The following is a 16,705-nucleotide window of genomic DNA, read 5'->3' as shown; positions in this document are numbered from 1 at the left end:
ACAGACCGCATCTCGTGCAGCGATCACATCCCACCACTACCACACCTGCTTGAACAACGCCTCCTGCGCTCTGCTTGAACAGGGTGCCGCCGTTCGCCCCGGGTTATTGAGCAGTTACGAAATCACATCCCGCCTGGGCGAGGCTTGCCAGACTTGCACCCCGCCGTGGAAGATATGTGCCATATGATTGAACACCAGCCATAGAAACTCATCAGGTCGCCTGACTTCGTCCTACCCGCAAACGCTCAATAATCTTTATCGTCGTGACTCAATAAGATTTGTAACCCCCATATTAATAATTTGGCATTTTCCCTATAAACGTATTTCACGCCAAATAAGATGTAAGCCAGCATTCAACAAGTGTGCGACAATGAAGGTATTCATTACCCTCATATTTGTCGGCCTCGGTATCCAGCTTCCCGGCATAGCAACCAACAACAAGGAAAATCTGATGGCCAGTAGTAGTCGCACATTCTTCTACATCCAGCAGCTCGAGCAGTTGATACGCAGGCAACTCGACGAATGCCTGCAGAGCATCGGCATCACTGCGGGCCAGTACATGGTCTTCAATCTGATTGCGCACCTCGAACCGGTGTCATCAGCGAGCCTGGCGCGGAGAACCATGATCACGGCGCAGTCCATGGGCGAATTCATCCGGGTGTTGGAGGCCAAAGGGCTCATCGAACGGAAATCCTCGACAGTCAACAAGCGTACGATCCTGATATCGTCGACAGCAGCTGGGCGCAAGACCCTTGTCCAGTGCGAGTCGAAAATCGACGAGGTCGAACGTGAGTTCTTTAGCTGCCTCAGCGGAGAAGACCTTGCGCATCTGCGCTTCCTGGTAAGCCGAGTGCGCAGCGCCCAACTCGCCAAGCGCGACAAAGAGCTCGACACGTCAGACACGCAGCCCCTGTGATACCCGGCGAGAGCACGAACGCGGCCCAGGGTCGACGAATCGACCGGCGCCGCGAGGGCGCTGCCTTATCCGGTTGTCTGCCTTAGTGGAAGCCGTAGACCTGCATGGTTGTCTCGCCGGCTTCGAGGCGCCTGCAGATCGCCAGTTCTTCGGCTTCGCGCTGCACAGCCTTCTCAACCACGTCGGCGGCGCACTTGCGCGGAATCGCCACTACGCCGTCGCGGTCGCCGACGATCAGGTCGCCCGACTGCACGGTCACGTTGCCGATGCGCACGGGCGCGTTGAGCCAGCCGATAGCGCCGTAGTCCTTGCCGGTACCGCGAATCGACAGCCCACGCGCGAACACCGGGACACCGATTTCCTCAAGTAGATCTGCATCACGCACGCCACCGTCGATCACCAGGCCGTTCAAGCCGCGTGCCTTCGCCTGGGTGGTCATGACCTCGCCCCAGTAGCCATGCTCGTAGGCGCCGTTCGCGTACACCACCAGCACGTCGCCCGGCTGCGCAAGCACCAGAGCGCGGTGCAGCCACAGGTTGTCGCCGCCCGGCGAATGGACCGTGAAAGCCGTGCCGCAGATCCTGAAGCCCGGCGCCACCGCCTTGATCGCCGAGGGCAGCGCGCCGATCTTGCCGCCCGCCTCGTGCAGCGTCGCGGTCGGCAGCTTGCGGGCGCGTTCCACGACGCTGGCGTCGACGCGTTCGATATCGGCGCAGGTTGTGGTCTACGCGTCGTGTTCCTTGATATTCGCTGTCATTACTGACTCCGGGTCTGCAACTGGTGGTATTTGAACTGCTTGCGCGCTTCGTCCAGACGCATGCCGCCGCGGCACGCTTCGCGGATCGCATCTTCGGCGTTGTGAATGATTTCCGCCGCTTCGAGCACCGCTTCCTCGTGCTCCTTCGGGATCACCACGATGCCGTCGGCGTCGCCGCGCAGCAGGTCGCCCGGCGTCACGCGCGCGTCGCCGAGGTTGACCGGGATGTTGACCGCCTCGACCTGCACGCGGTCCTTGCCGGTCCGCATCCAGTGGTCACGCGCGAACACCGGGTAGCCGAGCTTGATGCACAGCGCTACGTCACGGCAGATGCCGTTGATCGCGGTGCCGGCGATGCCGCGGCGATGCGCGATCTCGGTCATGATGTCGCCCCACACGGTGCAGTCCTCGCGGCCGCCGTTATCGAGCACCACGATGCTGCCGACCGGCACGTCGTCGATAAAGTCACCCACGGTGCCGACTGGCACCGACGGCGGGCCGTACTTGATCGTGAAGGCGCGGCCAGTGGTGCGGAAGTCGCTGCTGCGCGGCTTGATCTTGTAGCACTGGCCGACGATGCCGAGCTTGTCGAGAGCATCCGAAAGGGTCGCGGTATCGAGCTTCGAGGCGCGCTCGACGTTCTTGTCCTGAGTCGTCATGATGGTCTGTACTCCTTACTGGATTCGCTGGGATTACTTGAGCATGTGCTCGTAGTTGCCGCCCATCACCTGCCCGACCATGGTGCCGGCCAGGATCGCCTTGACCATCACGGCTTCCTTGCTGACGATGGTCTCGGCCATGTCGAGCACCGCCTCGATTTCGGCGGCACGGATAAAGATCACGGCGCTGCCGTCGGCCACCACGTAGTCGCCAGCTTCGACGGTCACATCGCCGATCTGCACCGACACGTCGGTCCCCTTCTCCACCACGCGGCCGCGCGCGGTGCGCGCGGTGATGCCGCGGCTGAACACGGGCAGCTCGTAGGTCACGGCTTCGTCGATGTCGCGCACGGGGCCATCGGCCACCACGCCTGCCACGCCGCGCACCTTGGCGGCCAGCGACAGCAGCCCACCCCAGCAGCCAGCTTCCACGCCGCTGCGCTGCTCGACCACGATGACGTTGTCGCCGTCGGCCCGCTCGATGGCGGTGCAGCCCAGATGCACTGGCGGCCCCGGGGGCGGTTCGCCCGTGCCGAGCTTGACCGTGATCGCGCGGCCCGCCACGCGGCCGGCGCCGGAGCGCTGCGGCGGGCCGCTCACCACGCCCGTCAGCTTCAGTCTGTCGAGCGCGTCCGACACGGCGCAGCAGTCGAGCCGGCGCAGGCGCTGTACGTTTTGGTCAGCCATGATGTCTCCGTTGAGTAATAGAATCTTTGCGGGGCCAGATACTGGCGCGCGCACCTCGTTTCATGCGTCGAGGGTCAGCACGTCGGTCAGGCTGCGCGAGCAGCAGATCAGCATGCTGCGCTTGGACGCCTTGTCGTCTTCCGAAAACAGCGTGTCGAGGTGTTGCGGCGTTCCGTCCAGCACGCCGACTTCGCACATGCCGCAGGCGCCCTGCATGCAGCCGAACGGCACATCGATGCCGTTCTCGAGCAGGACGTCGAGAATCGTCCGGTCGGCAGGAATCTCGAACGACTGCCCCGACCGAGACAATGCCACCGTGAATTCGCGGGCGGCGCACTCGGGCTGCACCGACGCGAACCGCTCGAGATGCACGCGCTCCGCCGACAGCCCGGCGGTTGCCGCCTCGAACGCCGCAAGCATGGACTGCGGACCGCAGCAGTACACGTGCGCCCCCGCCGGGACTTCGCGGATGACCGCGTCCACATCCATGCGCCGGCCTCCCGGATCGCCGTCCAGATACGTCTCGATCCGGCCATGCGCGGAAGCCGCCGCAAAGCGTTCGATATCCACGAGATAGGCCGCGTGACACCGGTCACGCGCCGCGTAATGGATAACCCATGCACGGCCCAGGGCGTCAAACTGCCGGACCATGGACCACAGCGGCGTGATGCCAATGCCGCCCGCGATCAACACGCTCAGGTCCGCCTCTTCTGTGATCGGAAACAGATTGCGGGGCGCGCTGATCTGCACCACGTCGCCCACGCGCAGCGTTTCGTGCACGTAGCGCGATCCTCCGCGGCTGGCAGCATCCTTCGCCACGGCAATTTCATAACGCACCGGCGAGCCTTCGCAGCGCACAATCGAGTAGCTGCGCGACAGCTTGCTGTTCAGCTTGACGTCGATGTGCGCACCGGCTTCCGCGCCGGGCAGATCGCTGCCGTCCAGGGCTTCGAGCGTGACACTCACCACGTTCTGCGCCAGCCACGTCACCGCCTTGACGCGGACCTGTATCAAGGATGCATCGCTCACATCACACCTTTGCAATTTCAGTGTTGTTGAAAAATCCGGAGAACCTGCCGTAGGCTCAGATCAGCTCGGCCGGAATCGACAGCAGCCCGCTGTTTCCGCTCTCGATGCGCCGGCAAAGGCTGTCCACGAGCGGCAACTGCCGCTGCATCCAGACATCGGCCAAAACCAGCTTGCGCGCACGCATGTTCTCGTCCAGGAACTGGCATTCGGCGCCGCCGGTCACCACCGCCACCACTTCGGCCCAGATCCAGCCGAGATACACGATGCCCACGGCCGTCAGGACATCGTAGGAGGCAACCTCGGCATATCCGCCCTGGGCGGGGTCCGTGGTCCGCAAAGACGCGACCACACGGTCGAGCCGCCGCAGCGCCTCGTCCAGGGGGACGGTATAGCGGTCCAGCGCCGCATCGTCGCGATGCCGGTCGATGAAACCGGCAATGGCGCCCGCGAAGTTTCGCCATGGACGTCCGCCATGCGCAAACAGCTTGCGGTGCACCAGGTCCGCCGCCTGGATACCGTTCGCGCCTTCGTAAATCTGCGCGACCCGGACATTGCGGACGAACTGCTCTACGCCGTAATCCTTGATATAACCGTGTCCGCCGAATACCTGCTGGCACGCCACGGCCGCATCGAACCCACGGTCAGTGAAGAAGGCCTTCATCACCGGCGTCAGAATCTCGAGCATGTCTGCGGCGGCCTCGCGCTTTGCCTCCTCCGGCTCCAGCTGGGCAATCGACTGCAGCAACGCCGCCCGCAGCGCGCCAGCGCGCGCGCCTTCGGCGAAAGCGGCTGACTCGAGCAGCAAACGCCTCACGTCGGCATGCGCGATGATGGGATCGGCGCTGTCCGTCGAGGCCCGTGACGCCGACGCGGCACGCCCCGAGCGGCGTTCGCGCGCATAGTCCGCGGCGTTTTGCCGTGCAATTTCGGCGTAGCCGATCCCAGAGACGGCCGTCCCCACGCGTGCGTAATTCATCAGGTGGAACATCGGCGCCATGTTCGCAGCGGTACCCCGGCCTTCCGCCCCGGCGATCCGCCAGGCCACAGCGTCCTCGAAATCAAGCGCGCAGGTCGCGCTCCCCTCGATGCCCATCTTGTGCTCGATCGAACGCGCGTAAACGCCGTTGCGCTCGCCCAACGCGCCGGTCGACGGATCGATCATCCGCTTGGAGACCAGGAACACGTTGACCGATGACAGGCCAGCCGGGAGGCGGCCGTCGTCGTCCGGCACCTTGGCCAGCACGATATGGATGATGTTGTCGGTCAGATCGTGGTCGCCACCGGAGATGAAGATCTTGCGGCCGTTGATGCGCCAGGTCCCGTCGGCCTGCGGCGTCGCGCGCGTGGTGATCTGCCGCAGATCGGTGCCCGCCTGCGGCTCGGTCATGCCCATGGTTGCGGTCCAGTCGCCGGCGGACAGTCGCGGCACCACGTGCGTCCGGATCCAGTCGGGCGCGAGCGCGGCCAGCATGCTGGCCGCTGGCGTGCAGAAGCTGCTGTACATCGAGAACGAGTGACCGGTGGCCGCGCGCATTTCCGACACTGGCACCGACATTACCGGCGGCAGCCCCCCGCCGCCCAGCGACTCTGCCAGGCTCAGGCAATGCCATTTCGCCGCGCGATAGGCCGCCCAGGCCTCCCTGTAACCAGCCGGCGTCCGGACCTGCCCGTCGGTGAAGCGGGCGCCTTCGGCGTCTGCGCTCTGGTTGATCGGATGCAGCACCTCCTCATGGAATTTCGCCGCCGCCTCGATGACGGCCACGGTCAAATCCGGCGTCAGCTCGGCGAAACCAGGCAGATGCCTGAGCGCTTCGACATGCAGAAGGTCGTGGAGAATAAAAAGCCAGTCCTTGACGGGCGCGCGATAGCTCGGCATGGTCAGATCGGAGTCGTAAGGTTTGAAATTCGCTCCGACGCGCCAGCGAGCTGCACGAGCAGCGCGGCCGGTCGGAATGCATCGCCATGACGCGCATGGAGGTCGTTCAGCTTGCGCACGACTGTCGGCAAGCCAATCATGTCCGCGTAGTACATGGGCCCGCCCTTCCAGCCGGGCCATCCGTAGCCGAGCTGCCAAATCAGGTCGATATCGCTGGCGCGCTCGACAATGCGCTCCTCGATCAATTTGGCGCCCTCGTTGATCATCGGCAGCACCAGGCGATCGTGAACCTCTTCATCCGACAGCCTGCGCCGCTCAATCCCCTCGACGCGCGAGGCTTCCTCGATCAGCGTGGTCACTTCAGGATCCACGAGCGGCCGGCGCTTGCCCGGTTCGTACCGGTAGAATCCGCGTCCGACGCGCTGGCCAATACGGCCGCGCGCGTGCAGTTGCTCGATCAGCCAGTCCCGCTGCCCCATGCGCTGGCGCGAGCGGTACATCAGCTCGATACCGCCCGCCATGTCCTGCAGTTCGAAGGTGCCCATCGGCAGCCCAAGATTGCGCAGCACGCGGTCGACCTGCTCGGGCTGCGCGCCCTCCAGCAACAGACGGCCCGCCTGACGCTCGCGAGCGATCATTAGACGGTTGCCGACAAAGCCATCACAGACGCCGACCACGATCGCGGTCTTGCCGATCGCGGCGGCGAAGCGCTTGGCCGCCGCCAGCGTCGCGGCCGACGTGGACGAGGTGCGTACCACCTCAATCAGGCGCATCACGTTCGCGGGATTGAAAAAGTGCAGGCCGACCACCGCGCCCGGACGCTGCGTCGCCGACGCGATCAGATTGATGTCAAGCGTAGAGGTGTTGGTTGCCAGCAGGGCGCCCTCGGCGGCATGCCGATCGATCTGCGCGAAGAGCTGCTGCTTGAGAGCCAGATCCTCCCAGACCGCCTCGATCACCACGTCGGCCTGCGCGACGGCAGCCAAATCCTGGCCCGTCGTCAAGCGGGCGCGCCGCGCGGCGCGCTCCTCGGTAGAGAGCCGGCCGCGCTCGACGTCACGCGCGAGCGCGTCGTCGATGCGCTGCGTCGCGCTGGCAAGCGACGCTTCCGAACTGTCGATCAGATGCACCTCCAGGCCGCCCGCGAGCAGTGCCAGGGTAATGCCCACCCCCATATTGCCGGCGCCGATCACGGCGCCATGGCGGAAGGCCTGCACGCCGGGCACCGCGCCGCCGCCCAGTGCGGCGTAGGCGGTGTTCGTATAGCCTCGCGACGCCTCAGCGGCGAGCGTGGTGAAGGCCGGCGCGGGCGTACCGTCCGCGGTCGGCAGGGTGCGCAGGGCGACCGGGTCGCCGATCTTCAGCGTGCGCACGTCGGCATCGATGATCACCGAGTGGATCCGCAGCCCCTCCTCGAGCTCGATGATGGCCGGAGCCAGCGGACGCGGGTTGCGCTCGACGACCGAATACGAGTGGATCGTGCCGCGCCCGGACAGGCGCTGCCACGACGTCTCGCGGTTGCCGCAGAACGGGCAATGCGCCCGGGGATAGTAATGAAGGCGATCACACGCCCCGCAATGCTTGCCGAGCAGTTCGCCCGCACGCATGGCTTCCCAGAAGGGTTCGTCGCCCGGGAACATCACCGGCGCCGGAAGCAGACCTCGTTTTTCTTTCATGACCGTTACTCCGCTTGCAGAATGACCGTACCGGCCGCATGCGCGCCCGCCAGATTGCCGCCCGTACCGTGCGCGAGCACGAACTCCCGGCGTGCCACCTGCACCGCCGGATGCGCTTCGCCGCGGCATTGCCGCACGGCTTCGAGGATCTTTGTCATTCCGCCTTTATTGCCCGGGTGGTTGTTGCACAGGCCACCGCCGTCGGTGTTGAACGGCAGACGCCCCACCCCGGAAATCAGATTGCCGTCCGCCACGAACTGCCCGCCCTGGCCCTTGGCACAGAAGCCCAGATCCTCCAGTTGGATCAGCACGGTGATCGTGAAGCTGTCATACAGGGACGCATAGCCAATATCTGCGGGCGTGATGCCGGCCTCGGCAAACGCCGCGGCCCCGGAACGCGCGCCGGCCGAGGTCAGCAGATCGATGCACCCGGCGTCGGGGTGCTTGACTGCCGCGCCGGTCCCAACCACGCGGACCTTTGGGCGCGGCAGACGTTGCGCGATTTCGGGCCGCACGATCACCACGGCCCCGCCGCCGTCGGTCACCACACAGCAGTCAAGACGATGCAGCGGATCGGCCACCAGCGGTGAATCGATCACGTCCTGCACCGACACCAACTCGCGATGCACGGCGTGCGGATTGTGCTGCGCATGATGCGAGGCCGCGACGCGCACCCAGGCGAGTTGTTCGGAGGTCGTGCCGTATTCGTGCATATGGCGCCGTGCCACCATCGCGTAGCCGTACATCGGCGGCGGGGGCACGGCGGCCTGGAACGGCAGATTTGGCATGGTGTTGCGGTCGATGCCGGCGAGTATGGTGCCGGCCCCAGCGGACAGCGGCCGGTCGGCCATCGTGATCAGCGCAACATCGCAATGCCCCGCCCTGATCGCCTCGACCGCATGCGCCACATGCAGCAGATACGCAGAACCGCCGGACTCCGTGGTATCGACGTGACGCAGATTGCGCAGGCCAATGTACTCGGCCATCGTAAGCCCGCCCAAGCCCGGCGCGTCAGCCCCGCAGAAGTAGCCGTCGACGTCGTCGAGTGTGAGGCCAGCGTCCTCCAGCGCGCCGAGCGCGGCCTGCGCGTGCATCTGGGCCGTCGACATTCCATCGGCCCGCCGCATGGGAAGTTCGTAAATACCCGCGATATACGCGGTGTCCGGTTTGCTTGCCACTTCGAGCCTCCGAGGGATCTGTACAACGGTGGCGCGCCAGGCTGGCGCTTCATTCGAGGCCAACGAGCGCACCCCACGCGTTTTTTTGTAAGGTTTACTTATATTCGAATTTACCACCAAATCCGGGCAAAGTGGCACACAGGGTTTATACGGTGTGGATTTAAGCGTGGTATTTATATAAGGTGCCCTTATCAAATGAACGGCTTGTGCAAGCCCCTACCTTCAAGAGAATTTCGATGGACATGACCGCTCACGCTCCTTTCGTCGATGTTCCGTTTCTGGAACGGGATCTGGACATCGTCGAGCAGGCCAACGGCACGATAATGATGCGCAGCAAGGTGGAACTCGGCCCGGTGGCCCGGCATCTGCCATCCAAGCTGCGGCAACACGCGATCGAGCGCCCCGAGCACCCGTGGCTGAAGCAGCGCAGCGCCGCCACCGGCGGCTGGCGCACGCTCGACTACCGCGAAGCCGGCCGCCAGGTCGAGGCCGCGGCCCAATGGCTGCTGTCACAGGACATCGATGGCCGCAACATCATGGTGCTGAGCGGCAACTCGCTCGAACACGCGGTGATCGAGCTGGCCGCGATGCAGGCGCGCCTGCCCTATGTGCCGGTGACGCCGGCCTATTCGCTGTTGAGCACGGACCACGCCAAGCTCAGGTCGATGGTCGAACTGATCAGGCCGGCCGCGGTATTCGTGCAGAGCGCACGTCAGTTCGAGGCCGCGCTGCGCGCCATCGGGACAGACAACGCGAAACTGGTCTACGTCGACGACCCCGTGGCCGCCCTCGGCGCCACGGCCTGGAGCGAGATCATCGCCACGCCGGTCACCGCCGCGGTTCAGGCGTCGATCGAGGCGATCACGCACGACACAGTCGCCAAATACCTGTTCACCTCGGGATCCACCGGCGTCCCGAAGGCCGTGCCGGTCACGCAGCGCATGATTTGCGCGTCGATGGCCATGCACGCCCAGACGGTCGGCTACGACCATGCCGCTCCGGAATCGGTGCTGCTCGAATGGCTGCCGTGGAGCCATGTCGCGGGCGGCACGGCCATATTCAATAGCATCCTGCACGACGGCGGGACGATGTATATCGACGATGGGCGACCGATTCCAGGCGAGTTCGACAAGACACTCGAGAATCTCAGGGAGATTTCCCCGACCCGCTTCAGCAGCGTCCCGGCTGGCTATGCCATGCTCGCCGATGCGCTCGAACACGATGAAGCGCTCGGACAGATCTTCTTCCGCCGTATGCGGCGCCTGACCTCCTCCGGCGCCAAGCTGCCCGACAGTCTCTACGCACGCTTGCAGGACCAGGCGGTCAGACATCTCGGGCGGCGCATTCCGTTCGTCGCGAGCTATGGCTCGACGGAAACCTGCGCGGCCACGACGGTCGTGCACTGGCCCACCGAGCGCGCGGGCCTGGTCGGCCTTCCGCAACCGGGCGTCGAACTGAAGCTGGTCCCGCTCGATCATGAACGCTACGAAGTGCGCACGCGCGCGGCGTCGATCATGCCCGGCTATCTGAATCAACCGGAAATGACGCGCGAAGCCTTCGATGAAGACGGCTATTACCGGATGGGCGATGCCGTGACCTTCGTCGATCGCGACAAGCCCGCGGAAGGCCTGGCCTTCGCAGGCCGCGTCGCCGAGGAATTCAAGCTTCAGTCGGGCATTTTCGTGCGCGTCGGGACCCTGCGCGTGGAAGTGGTGAGCTGCACCGCGCCGCTGCTGCGCGATGTCGTCGTCACAGGCGCCGACCTCCCTTACGTGGGGCTGCTCGCGTGGCACAACCCCGAAGCCTGCCAGGACCGCTTCGGCTTGCGCGATCCGGCCGAATTCGCGCATCACGCGCCGTTCCGCGATGCACTGCGCGAAGCGCTGCAGCAGCACAACCGGCGCCATACCGGCGGCAGCATGCGCGTCCGCCGCCTGATCCTGCTACGCGAACCGCCCTCGAGCGATGCGGGCGAAATCACCGACAAGGGCTATGTCAACCAGCGCGCGGTGCTCGCGCGGCGGGCGGACGCCGTGGCGGCGCTGTATGCCGAACCACCGGCCGCAGACATCGTCGTCATCGAAGCGTGACGTCCGTTCCCCATTTTCAGTCCGTTCCCCATTTTCATATTCCCAGATCCATGAAGACTCAAAACACCGAAACCGCCCAGCCCCTGATACAGGTCGAACGCGAGGACGAGATCGCACTCGTGCGGCTCAACCGGGCCGCCAAACGCAATGCCATCAATGATGCGCTGCTAGCCGAACTCGACGCGGTGTTTTCGCGCGGCATCGACGGCGCGCGCGCGGTCATCCTGCATGGCAGCGGCGAGCATTTCTGCGCCGGCCTCGACCTGTTCGAGCTCATGAGCAAGCGCAGCCCCGACGTGCTGGTCGGCATGCGACGGTCGCGCCAGTGGCACCGCACCTTCGACCTGATCCAGTATGGCGAGGTCCCGGTCGTCAGCGTCCTGAAAGGCGGCGTGATCGGCGGCGGCTTCGAACTCGCGGCCGCGACGCACGTGCGCATCGCCGAACGTTCGACGTTCTTTCAACTGCCCGAGGGGCAACGCGGCATCTTTCTCGGCGGTGGCGGCTCGGTCCGGATTCCGCGGCTGATCAGCGCCTCGCGCGTGATCGAGATGATGCTCACGGGCAGCGTGCTCGACGTCGACACCGCCCACCGGATCGGCCTCGCGCATCATGTGGTCGACGATGGCGCGGGCCTCGACAAGGCGCTCGAACTCGCCGGCGCGATCGTCCGCAATGCGCCGGCCACCAACTACGCGATCATCAACGGCATCGGCCGGATCTCCGAAATGCCGTTCGGCGAAGGCCTATTCGCCGAAACCATGGTCACAGCAATGACCCGTTCGGCCGACACGAATGCAGCGAAACGCATCTCCGAATTTTTCGACGGCCGCCGGCAATTGCCCGCGACTGCGTCCTGAGGTCGTTCGCCTCCCTGTCGCCAAACACCTTCCGTCCGGAGTGAAGAATGTTATCGAAAGAAGAAAATGATCTGCTGACCCAGGTCAGCAACGGCGCCCCGATGGGCAAAATGATCAAGCAGCACTGGTGGATCCCCGCCGCGCTGTCCGACAAGCTCGAAGCCGACGGCAAGCCGCAGCGCGTACGTCTGTTCGGCGAGGACTACGTCGCGTTCCGCGCGACCAACGGGAAGGTCGGCTTCTTTGACGAGGCCTGCCCGCATCGGCGCGCATCGCTGGCGCTCGCGCGTAACGAAGACAACGCGCTGCGCTGCATCTTCCACGGCTGGAAGTTCAACGTCGAAGGTGTCACGGTCGCGGTGCCGACCCAGCCGGCCAATGAACCCGAATACTGCAAGCACGTTCCGCTGAAGCACTATCCGGTGCGCGAGGAAGGCGGCATGGTCTGGGTCTGGCTCGGCGAAGGCAAGACGCCGCCCAAGTTCACCGAACTGCCGATGGTCGGCCTGCCGCGCGAAAATTTCGTGGTGTTCCGCCAGAAGGTCAACTGTAACTGGCTGCAGGGCGTCGAAACGACTATGGACTCGGCGCACCTCGGCGTGCTGCACCAAAGCTGGCTGGGCGGCCTGGGCGGCGATCTTCCCTTCTCCTCGGTCAACATGGCTCCGGTCTATCACGTGCAGCAGAAGCCGTTTGGCTTCCGCTACGCCGCGGTGCGCGCGCTCGAGAACGGCCACGCTTATGTCCGCACCAATTCGTTCGTGATGCCGTGGTACGGCGTCATCGCTACCGGCGGTTCCGACAACAAGGGCGGCAGCGTGTTCTTCTCGGTACCGATCGATGACGAGAACATCCACTACTACCAGCTGACCTACCGCACCGATGCGCCGCTCGTGCTGAACCACACGCTCGAGTACGAGGATCCGGATTCGTGGCCGCCGCTGCCGCCGGGCGGCGCCGACGATAACTGGGGCCAGGACCGCGAGGCCATGAAGAACGGCCACTTCACCGGCTTCACGCAGATGCTGGGCACCGAGGACTTCGCGGTGCTGCTGAGCATGGGCAAGATCGTCGACCGCAGCCAGGAGCATCTCGGCGCCGGCGATGGTGCCCTGCTGGCTGTGCGCCGTTGCCTCCTGAAGTCGGTGCGCGAGTTCATGGGCGAAAGCGTGCCGAAACTCGCCTGCCACGAAAAAATCGACTACCGGGTGCTGCAGCCGTTTTCCGGCGTCTTCAAGGAAGAAGCCAACTGGCGCGCGCTGCTTTAACCGCCGCACCAGGGGCGCCGGTCCTGGACGGGGCGCCCCGCACCATCCCGTCCGCCACCCGACTACGTAACCTGATTCATCTGGACAATTGACATGGCCCGCATCACCCTCGCCATCGGCACTTCCCATAGTCCGATCCTGATTCTGCCCGGCGACCAATGGCAGCGACGCGCGCAGGACGATCTTCACAACCGCTCGCTCTACCTGCTGGACGGCCGCAAGGTGAGTTACGACGAGCTTGCTGCGATGCGCGGCTCGCCCTACGCCGGGCAAAGCGATCCGAGCGAATTTCCGCGGCTCGCGGGCGAGGCCGAAGCCGCGCTCGACCGCCTAGAGGCCTACCTGCATGCGGCACGCCCCGACGTGGTGCTGGTGATCGGCGACGATCAGGACGAACTGTTCGGTTACGACAACCTGCCCGCCATCTCCGTCTACCGAGGCGAGGAAGTGGTCATGAAGGAAATGGACCTGCCACACCCCCGTCTCAAGTGGAGCGACAAGAACTTCTGGGCCGGTTACGCCATGGACCTGCCGCGCCGCTTCCTGGGCGCGCCTGCGCTGGCCAACGACCTGATCCAAGGGCTGATCGCGCGCGGTGTCGACGTGGCCACCAGCAACAGCGTGCCGGATCCGGAAAGGCGCGCGTTCGGCCATGCCTACGGCTTTATCTATCAGCGTCTGATGAAGGACCTGAAGGTGCCGATGCTGCCGATTCTGCTCAATACGTATTTCCCGCCCAACAATCCGACCGCGGCGCGCTGCCATCACGTCGGCAAATGCATCGCGGAAGCCCTGGCCGAATCGCCGATCGACGCCAACGTCGCGATCATCGCTTCGGGCGGCCTAAGCCATTTCCTCTGCGAAGCCGAATTCGACCGGAAGGTGCTAGAGGCCATCAAGACGCGCGACGCCGATGTGCTGGCCAGCATCCCGCAGGCCTCGCTGTGTTCCGGCTCATCGGAAATCCGCAACTGGATCACGATGGCCGGCGCCCTTGGTGACCTGACTTGCGCATACGACCAATATATTCCGGTCTATCGCACACCCGCCGGCACGGGTATCGGCCTCGGTTTCGCAGTCTGGCGATAGGGCATCCAGTACGCCACCCCGACAACCTTTTTCCATCACATGACACAACGATGATTATCGATTGCCACGGTCACGTCAGCGCGCCGGCCCAACTCTGGGTCTACAAAGCGAATCTGGTCTCCCATCTCGGCGCACACGGCCGCAAGATGCCCGAGGTCAGCGACGAAGAAATCATCCGAGCGATGAACCAGAAGGAAATGGGCCCGTGCGGTCACGTCGAGGCGCTCGAGCGCGTCGGCACCGACATGCAGGCGCTTTCGCCGCGCCCGTTCCAGATGATGCACAGCGCCAAGCCGGGCCGCATCGTGCACTGGTTCACGGAAGAAACCAACAATATCGTCGCGCGCACGGCCGAGCTGTTTCCCGGCAAGTTCATTCCAGTGGCGGGCCTGCCGCAGGTCGCCGGCGCTCCGGTCGAGGAGACCCTGCCGGAACTCGAACGCTGCGCCAAGATGGGCTTTCGTGGCGTCCTGCTGAATCCGGACCCGTACGAGAACACCGGCACCGAAGCGCCGGCGCTCAGCGATCGATACTGGTACCCCCTCTACGAAAAGCTCTGCGACTTGGATATCCCGATGCATATCCATGCCACCGGTTCCCACTCCGAACGTTCGCCCTACACCCTGCACTTCGTCAACGAGGAATCGATCGCGGTATATGGCCTGGTGCATTCCGATGTGTTCAAGGATTTCCCGCAGCTCAAGGTGATCTGCTCGCACGGCGGCGGCTCGATTCCGTATCAGATCGGCCGCTTCCAGTCGGCCTCGGCCCGCGCCGGCAAGGACTTCCTCGCCGGCATGCGGAACATCTACTACGACACCGTGCTGTACTCGGAGGAATCGCTGCGCCTGCTGATCAAGACCGTGGGTGCCGACCGCTGCCTGTTCGGCTCCGAATGCCCTGGCGTGGGCTCGACCGTCAATCCGGCGACCGGACGCGCGCGCGACGATCTGCGCCCCGTCATCGCGAGCTTCGACTGGCTCGGCGAGCATGACAAGCAACTGATCTTCGAAGACAACGCACGCAAGGTATTCGGCCTGCCCCGCTGATTTCCCCGGCGCGCACGGCCTCGGAGAAGGCAGGGACCCGCGCCGCTCTAGCCCTGACACACAATATTGGAGACGCACATGGAAAACGTTGTCGAGGCATTGGTCGCTTCGGGCGAGCGGCGTAGCGCGCCGTACAAGGCGTGGGTCCTGCTGCTCGTCACGGTCATCTATGCATTCAGTTTCATGGACCGTGTACTGATGTCGATCGCGGCACCCGCCGTCAAGGCCCAGATGCATCTGAGCGACGCCCAGCTTGGCCTGTTGATCGGTCTGGCCTTCGCCCTGCTCTACACCGTTCTGAGTATTCCGATCGCACGGCTCGCCGAACGCTTCAACCGCGTGGCCATCGTCTCCGTGACCGTCACCCTCTGGTCGCTCATGACCATCGGATGCGGCACGGCGGCCAGCTATACCCAACTGGTGGCGTTCCGCGCTGGCGTCGGCATCGGCGAGGCGGGAGCGACGCCAGCGGCTTATTCGCTGCTGGCCGACTACTTCCCCGACAAGCGGCGCCCGCTGGTGTTCGCCATCTATGCGTCGGGCGTCGCGGTTGGTGCGCTCATCGCCGCGTTCGTCGGCGCACCGCTCGTCAAGACCCTCGGCTGGCAGGCCGCGTTCCTGTACTTCGGCGCGCCTGGCGTGCTGCTCGGCCTGCTGGCGCTCCTCACCATCAAGGAACCGCCCCGCGCCGGCTCGGCGAAAGCCGACGGCAACAGCGCGCCGAAGTTCTTCGCCGTGATCCGCGCGATGGCCTCGACCTCGGCTTCCCGGCACATGATCGCGGCGGTCATCGTCGGCATGTTCGCGATGTCCGCGATCATTCTGTTCCTGCCGATCTACTTCGTGCGCGTCTATGGCATGAACTTCGCCCAGGCGGGCATCGCCTTCGGCCTGATCGGCGGCGTGGGCGGCATTATCGGCAACTTGCTCAGCGGCTACCTGGCCGACCGGCTCGGCAGGCGCAGTCCGGTCTGGAACGGCCGGATTCCCGCGCTCGGCTGCATCGCAGCCGGCATCCTGGCCGGACTCGCCTTCCTGCAACCCATGGCGGTGCCCTGTGTGGCCCTGCTTGTGGCCTTCGCGATCGGCATGAACTTCTGGAACGGCCCGTCTTTTGCCGTGATCCTGTCGCTGCTCGAGCCGCGCATGCGCGCCACGGCGTCCGCGCTGACACTGTCCGCGATGGCGCTGCTCGGTCAAGGCCTCGGCCCCTGGTACGTGGGCCTCATGAGCGATGCCTTCGCGAAGCATCTGTTCGGCCGGCCCGATTTCGCGCAGATGTGCGTGCTCGGCACGCACGGGGCGCCGGGCCTGCCGGCGCAGGTGCCGTCGGACATCGCCGCCCTGTGCCACTCGGCGACCACCACCGGGTTCAAGTACGCGATGTTGACGATCATCCCGGTGCTGCTTTGGGCCGCTATTCATTATTGGATCGCTGGCCGGAAATTCGCCGCGCTCAAGGCGCAAGCGGCGTGAATACGCGGCAAGCACACTGCCCCGCAATCAAATACCCGTGAGCGACCCGCTCATGGGTATTTTCCTTTGATACGCAGAGCACCTGCCTCGCACAC

At 64.8% G+C, this 16,705-nt stretch carries 14 protein-coding genes; 7 read left to right on the top strand and 7 right to left on the bottom strand.

Features of this window, described 5'->3' with window-relative positions; genetic code table 11:
• Window positions 1-370 precede the first annotated feature (370 nt).
• A complete protein-coding gene (locus DN412_RS33905) occupies window positions 371-916 on the top strand; it encodes a MarR family winged helix-turn-helix transcriptional regulator (protein WP_115215582.1) in 546 nt (181 codons plus the stop codon).
• A gap of 82 nt (window positions 917-998) precedes the next feature.
• On the opposite strand, the gene DN412_RS33900 is transcribed toward DN412_RS33905, so the two are convergent.
• The 7 genes from DN412_RS33900 to DN412_RS33870 are packed head-to-tail and all read right to left on the bottom strand — an operon-like array spanning window position 999 to window position 8,727.
• Window positions 999-1,622, bottom strand: a complete 624-nt coding sequence (locus DN412_RS33900; protein WP_115215581.1) for a 4-carboxy-4-hydroxy-2-oxoadipate aldolase/oxaloacetate decarboxylase — start codon at window positions 1,620-1,622, stop codon at window positions 999-1,001.
• A gap of 50 nt (window positions 1,623-1,672) precedes the next feature.
• Complete coding sequence (locus DN412_RS33895) at window positions 1,673-2,332, bottom strand: RraA family protein (RefSeq protein WP_115215580.1); 660 nt, start codon at window positions 2,330-2,332, stop codon at window positions 1,673-1,675.
• A 33-nt stretch (window positions 2,333-2,365) separates the two neighbouring features.
• Window positions 2,366-3,019 (bottom strand): RraA family protein, encoded by a 654-nt coding sequence (locus DN412_RS33890; RefSeq protein WP_115215579.1) that lies wholly within the window; start codon window positions 3,017-3,019, stop codon window positions 2,366-2,368.
• Between the two features lie 60 nt (window positions 3,020-3,079).
• Window positions 3,080-4,048 carry a PDR/VanB family oxidoreductase gene (locus tag DN412_RS33885; RefSeq protein ID WP_115215578.1) on the bottom strand — a complete coding sequence of 323 codons (969 nt, stop codon included), beginning with the start codon at window positions 4,046-4,048 and terminating at the stop codon, window positions 3,080-3,082.
• Between the two features lie 55 nt (window positions 4,049-4,103).
• Entirely contained in the window at window positions 4,104-5,924 is a 1,821-nt protein-coding gene (locus DN412_RS33880; RefSeq protein WP_115215577.1) for an acyl-CoA dehydrogenase family protein, read from the bottom strand.
• A 2-nt stretch (window positions 5,925-5,926) separates the two neighbouring features.
• The gene (locus DN412_RS33875; RefSeq protein ID WP_115215576.1) at window positions 5,927-7,600 is read right to left on the bottom strand and encodes a 3-hydroxyacyl-CoA dehydrogenase NAD-binding domain-containing protein; all 1,674 of its coding nucleotides are present in this window, start codon (window positions 7,598-7,600) and stop codon (window positions 5,927-5,929) included.
• 5 nt (window positions 7,601-7,605) lie between these two features.
• Window positions 7,606-8,727, bottom strand: a complete 1,122-nt coding sequence (locus DN412_RS33870; protein WP_115215586.1) for a thiolase domain-containing protein — start codon at window positions 8,725-8,727, stop codon at window positions 7,606-7,608.
• Between the two features lie 287 nt (window positions 8,728-9,014).
• Between DN412_RS33870 and DN412_RS33865 the strand changes: the two genes are divergently transcribed.
• From DN412_RS33865 to DN412_RS33840, 6 genes are all read left to right on the top strand, one after another.
• The gene (locus DN412_RS33865; protein ID WP_115215575.1) at window positions 9,015-10,868 is read left to right on the top strand and encodes an AMP-binding protein; all 1,854 of its coding nucleotides are present in this window, start codon (window positions 9,015-9,017) and stop codon (window positions 10,866-10,868) included.
• A 50-nt stretch (window positions 10,869-10,918) separates the two neighbouring features.
• Complete coding sequence (locus DN412_RS33860; protein WP_115215574.1) at window positions 10,919-11,728, top strand: crotonase/enoyl-CoA hydratase family protein; 810 nt, start codon at window positions 10,919-10,921, stop codon at window positions 11,726-11,728.
• Between the two features lie 47 nt (window positions 11,729-11,775).
• Window positions 11,776-12,996 (top strand): Rieske 2Fe-2S domain-containing protein, encoded by a 1,221-nt coding sequence (locus DN412_RS33855; RefSeq protein WP_244222901.1) that lies wholly within the window; start codon window positions 11,776-11,778, stop codon window positions 12,994-12,996.
• A gap of 93 nt (window positions 12,997-13,089) precedes the next feature.
• The gene (locus tag DN412_RS33850; protein WP_115215573.1) at window positions 13,090-14,085 is read left to right on the top strand and encodes a DODA-type extradiol aromatic ring-opening family dioxygenase; all 996 of its coding nucleotides are present in this window, start codon (window positions 13,090-13,092) and stop codon (window positions 14,083-14,085) included.
• A gap of 50 nt (window positions 14,086-14,135) precedes the next feature.
• The gene (locus tag DN412_RS33845; protein WP_115215572.1) at window positions 14,136-15,134 is read left to right on the top strand and encodes an amidohydrolase family protein; all 999 of its coding nucleotides are present in this window, start codon (window positions 14,136-14,138) and stop codon (window positions 15,132-15,134) included.
• Between the two features lie 78 nt (window positions 15,135-15,212).
• Window positions 15,213-16,610: a spinster family MFS transporter gene (locus DN412_RS33840; protein WP_115215571.1), complete on the top strand. Its 1,398-nt coding sequence runs from the start codon at window positions 15,213-15,215 to the stop codon at window positions 16,608-16,610.
• Window positions 16,611-16,705 lie beyond the last annotated feature (95 nt).

Source organism: Cupriavidus lacunae (assembly GCF_003353055.1).
Taxonomy (GTDB): domain Bacteria; phylum Pseudomonadota; class Gammaproteobacteria; order Burkholderiales; family Burkholderiaceae; genus Cupriavidus; species Cupriavidus lacunae.
Note: the sequence above shows the minus strand (reverse complement) of the source record. Positions and strands in the feature narration are given on the sequence as shown.